General features: G+C 70.2%; 7 protein-coding genes. 3 read left to right on the top strand and 4 right to left on the bottom strand.

What is annotated here, in order from left to right; genetic code table 11:
- The first annotated feature begins 128 nt into the window (after window positions 1–128).
- From ACBY01_RS00650 to dnaE, 3 genes are all read left to right on the top strand, one after another.
- Window positions 129–866 carry a GntR family transcriptional regulator gene (locus tag ACBY01_RS00650; RefSeq protein WP_416458809.1) on the top strand — a complete coding sequence of 246 codons (738 nt, stop codon included), beginning with the start codon at window positions 129–131 and terminating at the stop codon, window positions 864–866.
- 58 nt (window positions 867–924) lie between these two features.
- Window positions 925–3,822 (top strand): beta-galactosidase GalA, encoded by a 2,898-nt coding sequence (gene galA, locus ACBY01_RS00655; protein WP_416458810.1) that lies wholly within the window; start codon window positions 925–927, stop codon window positions 3,820–3,822.
- A 102-nt stretch (window positions 3,823–3,924) separates the two neighbouring features.
- Window positions 3,925–7,452 (top strand): DNA polymerase III subunit alpha, encoded by a 3,528-nt coding sequence (dnaE, locus tag ACBY01_RS00660; protein ID WP_416458811.1) that lies wholly within the window; start codon window positions 3,925–3,927, stop codon window positions 7,450–7,452.
- Between the two features lie 3 nt (window positions 7,453–7,455).
- Here dnaE and ACBY01_RS00665 read toward each other — a convergent pair whose 3' ends face one another.
- Genes ACBY01_RS00665 through ACBY01_RS00680 form a run of 4 tightly spaced genes read right to left on the bottom strand, consistent with a single transcriptional unit; the run spans window position 7,456 to window position 12,321 of the window.
- Window positions 7,456–8,892 (bottom strand): M48 family metalloprotease, encoded by a 1,437-nt coding sequence (locus ACBY01_RS00665; protein ID WP_416458812.1) that lies wholly within the window; start codon window positions 8,890–8,892, stop codon window positions 7,456–7,458.
- A gap of 44 nt (window positions 8,893–8,936) precedes the next feature.
- Window positions 8,937–10,004: a PA0069 family radical SAM protein gene (locus ACBY01_RS00670; RefSeq protein WP_416458813.1), complete on the bottom strand. Its 1,068-nt coding sequence runs from the start codon at window positions 10,002–10,004 to the stop codon at window positions 8,937–8,939.
- Between the two features lie 57 nt (window positions 10,005–10,061).
- Window positions 10,062–10,589: a molybdenum cofactor biosynthesis protein B gene (gene moaB, locus ACBY01_RS00675; protein WP_416458814.1), complete on the bottom strand. Its 528-nt coding sequence runs from the start codon at window positions 10,587–10,589 to the stop codon at window positions 10,062–10,064.
- Window positions 10,579–12,321 (bottom strand): lytic transglycosylase domain-containing protein, encoded by a 1,743-nt coding sequence (locus ACBY01_RS00680; protein ID WP_416458948.1) that lies wholly within the window; start codon window positions 12,319–12,321, stop codon window positions 10,579–10,581. Before ACBY01_RS00680 ends, moaB begins: the two co-directional genes overlap by 11 nt.
- Window positions 12,322–12,323: the final 2 nt, after the last annotated feature.

Consider the following 12,323-nt stretch of genomic DNA (forward strand, 5'->3'; position numbering starts at 1 on the left):
TTTGCAATCTGGCGCCGGCGGGCAAACCGATACCAATCCATTGCCTCCTCCCGGTTGCTCCCCGCGGATGCTTGCGATAGCTCTCATTCGCGGATCGGCGCGGATCGCGCGGCCAAGGGGGAGCATGGATGTCCTTTTCTGACCAGGTTGGGCGGTTTCGCACCGACAATCCCGCGCCGCTCTACCTCCAGCTCCAGCAATTGATCCGCGACGCCATCACCAACCAGCTGCTGGCTCAGGGCGAGGCGATCCCGCCCGAGCGCGACCTGGCGATCGAATATGACGTGTCGCGCATCACCGTACGCAAGGCGATCGGCGGGCTGGTCGAGGACGGCCTGCTCACCCGCCGCCGCGGCGCCGGGACCTTCGTCGCCGGCCGCGTCGAGAAGAGCTTTTCCAAACTCTCGTCCTTCACCGAGGACATGGCCGCGCGGGGCCGCGTCGCCAGCAGCCGCTGGATCTCGCGCGCTGCGGGCACCGTGGATCCCGAAGAGTCGATGGCGCTGGGCCTGTCCCCGGGCGCGCCGGTGCTGCGTTTCCACCGCATCCGCTCCGCCGACGACGTGCCGATGGCGTTGGAATATTCGACGGTCGCCGGATACTGCCTGGCGTCGGTGGAGGCGGTCGGAGACTCGCTCTACGAAGCGCTCGACGCCGCCGGCAACCGGCCCGCGCGTGCGCTTCAGCGGCTGCGCGCGGTGCCGTTCGGGCCTGAGCAGGCGAAGATGCTGGGCGTCGACGCGGGCGCGCCGGGGCTGCTGATCGAGCGCCACGGCTTTTTGCGCGACGGTCGCGCGGTCGAGTTCACGCGCTCCTACTACCGTGGCGATGCCTATGATTTCGTGGCGGAGCTGACCGACCTCTGACGGTCGCCCGCCTTTCACCCCATGCGGCGCGGGCGCGTCGCCATCCGGAGGATCGTCGATGGACCGACGCCAGATACTGGCGGGGGGCGCAGGGCTCGGCGCCCTGCTCGCCGCCAACCCGCAGCTCGCCCTGGCGGCACGTCGCGGTGCCGCGCACGACGGCTTCCCGATGCCGCAGCCCACGCGCACGCTGCCGCAGCCGCTCCCGGTCAAGGACCCGTCCCGCACGCTGATGGAGCGCGGCTGGCGCTTCCACGAAGGCGACATCGTCGCGCCGATGCCGGACACGCACAACGCCACCTATCTGAGCGTCAAGGCCGGCAACGCGCTCGGCGCGGCGGCGATGGCCTATGACGATTCCGACTGGCGGGAGGTCCGGCTGCCGCATGACTGGGCGGCGGAACAGCCGTTCGTCGAGAGCGCCAACGTCTCGCAGGGCTACCGCCCGCGCGGCATCGGCTGGTACCGCCGGACGCTCCGGCTCGATCCCGCCGACCGCGGCAAGACGATCGAGCTCCACTTCGACGGCATCGCCACCAACGCGACCATCTGGATCAACGGCAGCACGGTCGCGCACAACTGGTCCGGGTACAACAGCGTCCATGTCGACCTGACGCCGTTCGCCCGTTTCGGCGACGAGACCAACGTTATCGCAATCCGCGTCGACGCCAATGCGATGGAGGGATGGTGGTACGAGGGCGCCGGGCTCTACCGCCACGCCTGGCTGGTGCGCCGTGCGCCGGTGGCGATCGTCACCGACGGCGTCCACTGCGATCCGCGACGCGGCGAAGACGGCCGCTGGCGGGTGCCGGTCGTCGCCACCCTCGGCAACACTGGCCGAGAGGCGGCCGCCGTGACGCTTGAGGCGGAGCTGCTCGACCCCGACGGTAAGACGGTGGCGAGCGGTCGCGTCGACGCCGCGGTGCCGGTGCTCGATCGGGCGGAGGCGACGCTGTCGCTCGACGCCGGAACGCCGCGGCTGTGGTCGATCGAGACGCCGACGCTCTACACGCTGGTGACGCGGGTGGTGCAGGGCGGGGCGGCGGTGGACGAGCGCCGCACGCCGATCGGCTTCCGCACGATCCGCTTCGATGCCGACCGCGGCTTCTTCCTCAACGACCGGCCGGTGAAGCTCAAGGGCGTGTGCATCCACCAGGATCACGCCGGCGTCGGCGTCGGCGTGCCGGACGCGCTCATCGCGTGGCGGCTCGAGCGGCTGAAGGCGATGGGCTGCAACGCGATCCGCCCGACCCACAATGCGCCCAATGCCGAACTGCTCGACCTGTGCGACCGCATGGGCTTCGTCATCATGGGCGAGAACCGCCACTTCAATCCGGCGCCCGACTATATGGCGCAGCTCGACTGGATGGTGCGGCGCGACCGCAATCATCCCAGCGTGATCCTTTGGTCGATCTTCAACGAAGAGCCGATGCAGGGCACCGAGGCGGGCGTCGAGATGCTGCGGCGGATGACGGCGGTGGTGCACCGCCTGGACGACTCTCGCCCGGTCACCGCCGCGATGAACGGCGCCTTCTACGATCCGATCAACGTGTCGAGCGTGGTCGATGTCGTCGGGTTCAACTATTATCAGGCCGACTACGACCGCTTCCACCAACTCAACCCCACCAAGCCGATCACCAGCTCGGAAGACACCAGCGCCTACGAGACGCGCGGCGCGTTCGAGAGCGTGCCGTCGGAGCACGTCCTCACCTCCTACGACACCGAGGCGACGAGCTGGGGCGCGACCCATCGCGCGACGTGGAAGGAGATCGTGGCCCGGCCGTATGTCGCGGGAACGTTCGTGTGGACCGGCTTCGACTATCACGGCGAGCCGACGCCCTACGACTGGCCGACGATCGCGAGCTTCTTCGGCATCCTCGACCTGTGCGGCTTTCCCAAGACAGCGTTCGACATCCACCGTGCGCACTGGATCGACGATGCGGCGGTGGTCGGCATCGCGCCGCATTGGACCTGGCCGGGCAAGGAAGGGCGGACGATCCCCGTGTTCGTCAGCAGCAATGCCGAAACGGTGCAGCTTCGCGTCAACGGGCGCGATCTGGGCGTGCAGAAGGTCGATCGGGTGATGGGCAACGAGTGGCAGGTGCCCTATGCCCCCGGCCGGATCGAGGCGCTGGCGATGCGCGGCGGCAAGGTAGTGGCGACCTCGGTGCACGAAACCGCCGGGCCACCGGTCGCGCTGCGCCTGACGCCCGCGCGCACCGTGATGGCGGGCGATGGCGAGGACGTGCAGCCGGTGACGCTCGACGCGATCGACGCGCGCGGCCGGCACGTGCCGACGGTCAATCTGCCAGGCCGGTTCGCGGTGGAAGGCGCGTCGATCATCGGTGTCGGCAACGGCGATCCGAATAGCCACGAGCCCGAGCAGGGCGATCGCCGCTCGCTGTTCAACGGGCTGGCGCAGGTGATCCTGCGCGCCGATCCCGGCAAGGGACGCATCGTGCTGCGCGCCGAGGCCGAGGGCATGAAGCCGGCGCGGCTGACGATCGACCGCGCGGCCGCCACTCCGCCCGCACAGGTCGCGGTGACGCCACCGACGATGACGGTCGCCGACTGGCGGCGCTCGCCGTCGCTGGCCGAGCGTCCCGACCCGTCGCTCGCCCCCGCGGATGGCGACAACAACAGCTGGGCGTTCGTGCGCAGCGGCACGCCGACCGCGGCCGAAGCGACCGCCGGCTGGCGCGTCTATCGCGCGAGTTTCCGCCCGTGGAAGCGCGTGGCGGCGGAAGGCGGCACGCTCCGCTTCGACCGGATCGCCGGCAGCGCCGAGCTGTGGGTCGACGGCGAGAAGCTGGCGACCAAAGGCGGTGCGGCAGCGGGTCCGCTCGAAGCGGCGATCCCCGCGGGTGCCGATCCGCGCCGCGTCGCGCTGCTCGTCCAGGCGCCGGCAAACGCACCGTCGGGTATCCTCGGCAGGGTCGTCGTGGCCACGCGCTGAGCGAGGGCACAGAACGGCGGAGCACGCGATCGGTGCTCCGCCGGCCGCATTGTGTCGGCGGCCGTGCTGGTCGAATCATGCTCGATCCGCTAGGCTCCCCCGATGCCGCATTCCGGGTTCGTACCGCTTCGCACCTTCTCCTCCTTCACCATGCTCGAGGGCGCGATCGATCCCAAGGCGCTCGCCAAGAAGGCGGCGAAGCTCGGCTTCCCCGCGATTGCGCTGACCGACCGCAACGGCCTCTATGCGGCGATGGCGTTTTCGGACGCGTGCCGGAACGAGGGCGTGCAGCCGATCATCGGCACGCTGCTGAGCGTCGCCCGCCCGGTGCCCGAAGGCGTCGAGGCGCCGCTCGACTGGATCGCGCTCTATGCGCAGGACATGCGCGGCTACGAGAACCTATGCGCGCTGGTGTCCAAGGCACACCTCGACCGGCCGGTGGAGATCCCCGCGCACGTGCCGCTCGCCGCGCTGGAGGCGCATAACGAGGGACTGCTCGCGCTGACCGCGGGCGGCGAGGGCGCGCTTGCCCGGCTGTTCGCCGAGGGGCAGGACGCCGCCGCGCTGGCCTATGCCGATCGGCTGGAGGCGCTGTTCCCCGGCCGGCTCTACGTCGAGCTGTGCCGCCGCAACGAGGACGTCGAGCAACGGGCCGAGGCGGCGCTGCTCGACCTCGCCTACGATCGCAACCTGCCGCTGGTCGCCACCAACCCCTGCTGCTTCGCCGACGCCGATTTCCACCAGGCGCACGATGCGATGCTCTGCATCGCCAGCTCCAGCTATGTCGCGAGCGAGGATCGCCAGCGCAGCTCGCCCGATCTGTGGATGAAACCCGCCGACACGATGCGGGCAATGTTCGACGACCTGCCGGAGGCGATCGCGAACACGCTGGTGGTGGCGCAGCGCTGTGCGGTCGCGGCACCCAAGCGCAAGCCGATCCTCCCCAGCCTCGCCGGCGATCGCGAGGGCGAGGCGACGCGGCTGCGCGAGGACGCCTTTGCCGGCATGATCGACCGGCTGCGAAAGATCGTCGCGCTGGAGGACGGCGAAGGGTCGGAGCTTGACGAAGCGGCGCTGCAGGCGCGCTTCCCGGAGTATTTCGAGCGGCTGGCGTTCGAGGTCGGCATCATCATCCAGATGGGCTTCCCCGGCTACTTCCTGATCGTCGCCGACTTCATCAAATGGGCCAAGGACCACGACATCCCCGTGGGTCCGGGGCGTGGTTCGGGCGCGGGGTCGGCGGTCGCCTGGGCGCTCACCATTACCGATCTCGATCCGATCAAATTGGGGCTGCTGTTCGAACGCTTCCTCAACCCGGAACGCGTGTCGATGCCCGATTTCGACATCGACTTTTGCGAAACCCGGCGTGGCGAGGTCATCCGCTACGTCCAGGGCAAGTACGGCCGCGACCAGGTGGCGCAGATCATCACCTTCGGAAAGCTCAAGGCGCGCGCGGTGCTCAAGGACACCGGGCGCGTGCTGCAGATGAGCTACGGCCAGGTCGACCGGCTCGCCAAGCTGGTGCCGAACCACCCGACCGACCCGTGGACGCTCGACCGCGCGATCAACGGCGTCAGCGAACTGGCGCACCAGTATGAGCGCGAGGACGACGTCCGCCGCCTGCTCGACCTGGCGATGAAGTTGGAAGGCCTGCCGCGCCACAGCTCGACCCACGCCGCCGGCGTGGTGATCGGCGACCGCCCCCTCGCCGAGCTGGTGCCGCTCTATCGCGATCCGCGCTCCGACATGCCGGTCACCCAGTTCGACATGAAGTACGTCGAGGGCGCGGGACTGGTGAAGTTCGACTTCCTGGGCCTCAAGACCTTGTCGGTGCTCAAGAAGGCGGTGCAGCTGCTCGCCAAGCGTGGCGTGACGGTCGACCTCGACAGCCTGGGCTGGGACGACGAGGGCGTGTACGCACTCCTCCAGCGCGGCGACACCGTCGGCGTGTTCCAGCTGGAATCGGAAGGCATGCGCCGCACGCTGACCGCGGTGCGGCCGACCAACTTCGGCGACATCATCGCGCTCGTGTCGCTCTATCGCCCGGGCCCGATGGACAACATCCCGACCTTCGGCGCGCGCAAGGCCGGGCGTGAGGAGATCGTCTACCCGCACGACCTGCTCGAGCCGATCCTGAAGGAGACCTACGGGATCTTCGTCTATCAGGAACAGGTGATGCAGGCCGCGCAGATCCTGGCCGGCTATTCGCTAGGCGGCGCGGACATGCTGCGCCGTGCGATGGGCAAGAAGGTGCAGGCGGAGATGGACGCCCAGCGCTCGATCTTCGTCGAGGGCTGTGCCAAGGTGAACGCCATCCCCGAGGCCAAGGCCAACGAGCTGTTCGACTTGATCGACAAATTCGCCGGCTACGGCTTCAACAAGTCGCACGCCGCCGCTTATGCGCTGCTCGCCTATCAGACCGCGTGGCTGAAGGCGCACCACCCGCACGAGTTCTTCGCCGCGTCGATGTGCTTCGACATGGCGCAGACCGACAAGCTGGCGATCTTCGTCGACGACATGAAGCGGCTGGGCATCCCGTGCCGCGGCCCCGACCTCAACGCGAGCGAAGCCGAGTTCGACGTGCAGCCGGAGGGCGAAGGCGAGGGGGGCGGGCTGGCGGTGCGTTATGCGCTCGCGGCGCTCAAGGGCGTGGGCGAACGCGCGATGGAGCTGCTGGTCGAGGAACGCCGCACCAACGGGCCGTTCGAGACGCTCGACGATTTCGCCCACCGCGCCGACCCGCGGCTGCTCAACAAGCGTCAGCTGGAGACGCTCGCCTCAGCCGGCGCCTTCGACAGCATCGTCGCCGATCGTCCTGCGGTCGCGGCCGCGGCGGAAACCGTGCTCGGCGTCGCGGCGCGCACGCAGGAGAACAAGCTGAGCGGGCAGGGCGGGCTGTTCGGCATCGGCGGCGGTGCGGCCGAGCCGGCGATCCGCCTGCCGCAGGCGCATTGGTCGATGACCGAGGCGATCGCCGCCGAGCGCGAAGCATTCGGCTTCTACTTCTCGGCACACCCGCTCGACCGCTACGCGCACCTCGCCAAGGTGCACGGCGCGCGCAGCATCGCGGCGCTCGCCGACACGCCAGTGCCCGAGGGCGGCCGGTCGGGCGCGACCGTCGCCGCGCTGGTCGAGGACGCGCGCTGGCGCACCTCCGCGCGCGGCAAGCGCTACATGATGGCGACGCTGTCCGACGCGAGCGGCCAGTGCATCGCCACCTGCTTCGAGGACGACGCGGCGGCCGCGCTGGAGGAAGCGGGCAAGATCGGCGGCTGCGGGCTGATGACGCTGGAGTTGGATCGGCGTCCCGGCGACGAGAGCGCGCGGGTGACGGTGAAGGCGGTCAAGCCGTTCCAGGCGCTGGCGAACAGCGTCCGGCTGATGCTGGAGCTGGTGCTGGAGGACGCGGTGGCGCTCCCCGCGCTGGCGACGCTGCTCGCCGATCATCGCGGTGCGCGCGGCGAGGTGTGGGCCGAGGTCGAGGCAGCGGACGGCGTCACCGCGCACGTGCTGCTCGGCCGCGACTATCTGCTCGACGGCGAACTCACCAGCCGGGTGGAACGCCTGCCGGGGGTGGGATCGGCGAGCCTGCGCGCCGCCGATCCCAAGCGCCTGTCCGCCGTCGCCTGAGCCTCAGCCGGCGACGACCAGCTTGACGAGCCGGCCGGGCGTCAGCGTCGACGTGTTCTCCAGCGCGTTGAGCGTGACGAACCGTTCGCGCTGATAATCGGGATAGGCCATCTGCCGCGACAGGCTGTCGATCGTGTCGCCGGCCTTGACCGTGACGATGCGGATGCGCTTGCCCTTGATCGCCGCAGCCGCCTGCGGGCTCAGCTGCGCGACGCTCGATGTCAGGCTGGCGAAGGCGCCGAGGCGGCTTCCCTGCGGCGTCACGATCAGGAAGTAATAGGTCGCCGACGGGAAGCGATAGGCGGCGACCGTCGCGTCGACGGCACGGCCGTTGCTGGTCGCCGACACGGTGCCCTGCACCATCTCCAGCCCGTTGACCTGTGCCGCGCGGAGCTCGACGGCGTTGGTGCTGCGCGCGCCGAGCTCGGCCAGCCGCGCGCGGACGAAGCCGGGGAGGTCGCTGGTGGCGGCGGCGGCGCGGAACTGCGCCTGGCCGCCGTCGCCCGCCACCGTCACCGCATCGGCGCTGTTGGCGATCTTGTACCCCGCCGGGGCCGTGAACTGGAGCCGCAGCTGCGGGTGGCGGAAGGTCTGGCCGTCGATCACGCCCTGGGCGGGATTGTCGTCATAGGTCAGACCGTCGAGCATGCGCAGGAAGGCGACGTCCTGCACGCCGCTCGCCGCGGTTCCGCGCGCGCCCTGCGCCAGCTGCCGCGCCCGCGCGACGCGGTCGGCGCCGTTGGGGTGGGTGCTCGCCCAGGTCGGCACCGCATCGGCCTGCCGCCCCTCGATCCGCGCCGTCAGGTTCTGGTCGTTGTTGAGCTGGCTCAGCATCGCCGACATGCCGTACGGGTCGTAGCCCGCCGCGCTGGCGTAGCGCACGCCCAGTCCGTCGGCCTCATATTCCTGCGAACGGCTGAACCCGAGGGTGTAGAGCTGGCTGCCGGTGTTGGCGAGCCGGCCGACGAGATCGCTCCCCGTCACCCAGCCGAGCCCTGCCGACAGCAGACCGCCGAGCGTCGCGCGCGTGTTGCGCTTGTTGGAATGGCGCGCGGCGACGTGGCCGACCTCATGCCCCAGCACCGCGGCGAGTTCCGCCTCGCTGTTCATCAGCGCGAGCAGCTGCCGCGTCACATAGACATAGCCGCCGGGGATGGCGAAGGCGTTCTCGACCGAGGAGTCGAGCAGCGTCACGGTGAAGTCGCCCTGCGCGTTCGACAGCCCGGACTGCACCGCCACGCGCTTGCCGACCCGCTCCACGAACGCCGCCTGCGGCCCGGCATAGGCGCCGCCGAACTCGTTGAGCAACTGCGGATGCGCTTGCGCACCCTGCGCCTTGTCGGAGCGCGAAATGGTCCGCGCGGACTGGGCAGATGCCGGCAGCGTCGGCGCAACGAGTAGGGCAGCCGCGGCGGCGGCAGTGATGCAGGTGCGGTTCATGGTTCCTCCCGCCCGTCTGAGCGCTTGTGTCGCCATCCGGTTCCCTAGTCGAACAGCTCGCCCTGCGGTCCACGCGGTGGCCGGAAGCGGTCGCAGCGGAGCGGCGGCCGTCGCTGATCGAGGCCAAACCGACGCACGGCGATGCGGAAGCGGGTGCGCAGGAGCTCGGCCCAGGGTCCCGAGCCCTGCATGCGGGTGAAGAAGTCGTGGTCGTTGACGCGGCCGCCGCGCAGCGACCGGATGATCGCCATTACCTTTTCGGCGCGATCCGGGAAGTGCGTGTCGAGCCAGGCGCGGAACAGCGGCGCCACCTCCCACGGCAGCCGCACCGGCAGGAAGAAGGCACCGCACGCGCCGGCCGCGGCGGCCTGCTCCAGGATGTATTCGATCTCGCCGTCGGTGATCGCCGGGATCACCGGTGCGATCGAGACGAAGCAGGGCACCCCCGCCGCCGTCAACGCGGAGATCGCGGCGAGCCGCTTGCGCGGATGTGGTGCGCGTGGCTCCAGCGTGCGCGCGACCGCCGGGTCGAGCGAGGTCACCGAGATCGCGACCGACGCCAGTCCCTCGGCCGCCATCGGCGCGAGCAGATCGAGGTCGCGGGTCACGCGATCGGACTTGGTGGTGATCGTCAGGGGGTGGCGGCATTCGGCAAGCACCTCGATGCACGCCCGCGCGATCCGCCACTCCGCCTCGATCGGCTGATACGGATCGGTGTTGGTCCCGAACGCGATCGGCCGCGGCCGATAGCCCGGCTTGGCGAGCTCGGCGCGCAGCACCGCGGGCGCATCGGGCTTGGCGAACAGCCTGGTCTCGAAGTCGAGGCCGGGCGACAGGTCGTGATAGGCATGGCTCGGCCGCGCGAAGCAGTAGATGCAGCCGTGTTCGCAGCCGTTGTACGGATTGATCGAGCGATCGAAGCCGATGTCGGGCGAACGATTGTAGCTGAGGATCGTGCGGGGGGTCAGAACTCCGACGCTGGTCCGCACCGGCGGCGGCGCGCCGTCGATCGCCTCGCGTTCATCGAGCCAGTCGCCGTCCGCCTCGCGCTGGGGCAAGTTGAAGCGGGTGCTGGCAGTGTTGAGCGTGGCGCCACGGCCGTTCCGAGCCATGTGTCGAGAAGAACATACACGGAACGCAAAATCAAGCGTGCCGATGCGGCGCTGCGATCAGCGCTCTTTCAGCCGCGGCATCAGCTCGACGAAGTTGCAGGGGCGATGCCGGCTGTCGAGCTGGGTGGAGAGAATGCCTTCCCAGCCATCCCGCACCGCCCCCGTCGAGCCGGGCAGCGCGAAGACGTAGGTACCGCGTGCGACGCAGGCGCAGGCACGCGACTGGACGGTCGAGGTGCCGATCTTGGCGTAGCTCAGCCAGCGGAACAGCTCGCCGAATCCGGGGATCATCTTGTCGGCGACGCGCTCGACCGCTTCGGGGGTGACGTCTCGGCCGGTAACGCCGGTCCCTCCGGTGGTGACGATGCAGTCGATCGCCGGGTCGTCGATCCAGCCGTGCAGCCGGGCGACGATCGCGTCGGCATCGTCGCGCAGCAAAGCGCGGTCTGCTAGGATGTGACCTGCCTCGGTCAGCAGCGCGACCAGCGTGTCGCCGGATCGGTCCTCGGCGAGACCGCGGGTGTCGGAAACGGTGAGGACGGCGATCCGGACGGGGACGAACGTCCTCGCCGGATCAATTGGCACGGGCGACCGGCGAGCGTCCTGCGCTGCTGATCCGCACGGCGCCGCCGCCCTGCTTGCCGGGGAACTTCGGCCACATGCCCTGGGCGAGCGCGGCCCGGCTCGCCGACGCCTTGCCCTCCTGCTTCTCGTACATCCAGTAGTTGCGCAGCACCGACATGACGTAGCCGCGCGTCTCCCAATAGGGGATCGACTCGATGTAGAGCAGCGGGTCGCCGCCATCGTGCGCCTGCAGGTCCCACGCCTGCACCGGGCTGGGGCCGGCGTTGTAGGCGGCGATCACTTTGGGCAGCAGCCCGCCGGTCGCCTGCATGTCGCGCAGCTTTTCGAGGTAGCTCTGCCCGACCTCGATATTGGTCGACGGACGCGACAGCGCCGAGCGGTCGATCGTCATGCCGCGGGCGCGGCCGATGTCGCTGGCGGCGGCGGGCATGATCTGCATCAGGCCGTAAGCGCCTGCCGGGCTCACCACCCGGGTATTGAACTTCGATTCCTGCAGTGCATGGGCGTAGACCAGCGCCTTGTCGACGCGCCAGCCGCCGTCGGGCGTCCAGTCCGGCGCAGGATAGCGCGCCTCTAGCACCGGCTTGGCGCCGGCGGGGCCGTTGTGCGACAGCCACAGCTGGGTGCCCGGCAGGTTCATGCTGCCGGAGAGGCGCGTGAGCGCCGCGTAATCGGCCATCCCGCCGATCTTCGCCTGATATCGCAGCACCTGATCGGCCAGCGCGGTCTCGCCGATCTCGGCGAGCGCGGCGGCGACGCGGACGTTCGGGCGCCGCTCAAGCATCTGCCAGTCGGCGGTGACCCGCTGGGGTGCCGACTTGGTGTCGACCATCCCCAGCGCCTGTCGCGCGAGGAGCCCGTAATAGGTCTCGCCATATTGCGACGCGCTCTGCAGCCGCGCCTGCACCAGGTCCGGCCGGCCGCAGGCGATGTCGGCACGGGTCGCCCAGTAGAGGCCGGCGGAGCGCAGCTCGGTATCGGTCGCCCGCTGGGCGACGCTGCCGAACGCGACCTGCGCGGCGGCGCAGTCCTTCTGCCGCCAGGCGGCGATGCCCTGCGTCCAGTCGGCCTGCGCGGCCCATTCGCCCTGGCCGGTCTGGGCGAGGCGGGCGACGCGGCGGGCGTCGGCGTCGTCGCCGGCGACGAAATAGATCCAGGCGACGCGCTGCTGCCATTCGGTGCGCGCTTCCGGCGTCAGCGCGCCGCCCCGCTGGTCGAGCAGCGCCTCGGCGGAGCGGCCGTCGTCCGCCTTGACGAAGGGCTTCATCGCCACCGCCAGTTCGGCCGAGACCTGATCGCTGCGGACCGCCCGCGTGCGCACCCGGGTCGGCGCGCCGTCGAACCACGTCATCCGCTGCTCGACCGGGAGCGGCGGCAGCGACGACGCGCCGCGCAGCTGCGCGAGGCGGGCGAGCTGCGGCGCCTGGGGAAGCTCGGGCGCCTCGCCCAGCAGCGCGAGCAGCGGCTCCAGCGCGGTCTTGGGAGAGGTATGGGCGGTGTAGATCTCGGCGCGGGCGATCGCGTGCAGCGGGCCCGGCCGAAGCGAGTCGAGCTGAAGCTGGGCATCGGCCCAGCGCTCGCTGCGGATCGCGTCGAACACCGCGCGATAGCCGGCGCGTTCGTCGGGCGTGAGCTGGCTGGGGATGCCGACGGACTTGGCCGCGGCGATCGAGCGACCGGGGATCCGCCCCTCGTCGAGCTCCTCGGCATGGGCGGCGACCGGCATCGCCATCA

This window comes from Sphingomonas mangrovi, from assembly GCF_047975845.1.
Taxonomy (GTDB): Bacteria; Pseudomonadota; Alphaproteobacteria; order Sphingomonadales; family Sphingomonadaceae; genus Sphingomonas.

Coding starts and splice junctions, on each gene's coding strand:
- ACBY01_RS00650 (WP_416458809.1), top strand. CDS start 129: ATGTCCTTTTCTGACCAGGTTGGGCGGTTTCGCACCGACAATCCCGCG.
- galA (WP_416458810.1), top strand. CDS start 925: ATGGACCGACGCCAGATACTGGCGGGGGGCGCAGGGCTCGGCGCCCTG.
- dnaE (WP_416458811.1), top strand. CDS start 3,925: ATGCCGCATTCCGGGTTCGTACCGCTTCGCACCTTCTCCTCCTTCACC.
- ACBY01_RS00665 (WP_416458812.1), bottom strand. CDS start 8,892: ATGAACCGCACCTGCATCACTGCCGCCGCCGCGGCTGCCCTACTCGTT.
- ACBY01_RS00670 (WP_416458813.1), bottom strand. CDS start 10,004: ATGGCTCGGAACGGCCGTGGCGCCACGCTCAACACTGCCAGCACCCGC.
- ACBY01_RS00680 (WP_416458948.1), bottom strand. CDS start 12,321: ATGGCGATGCCGGTCGCCGCCCATGCCGAGGAGCTCGACGAGGGGCGG.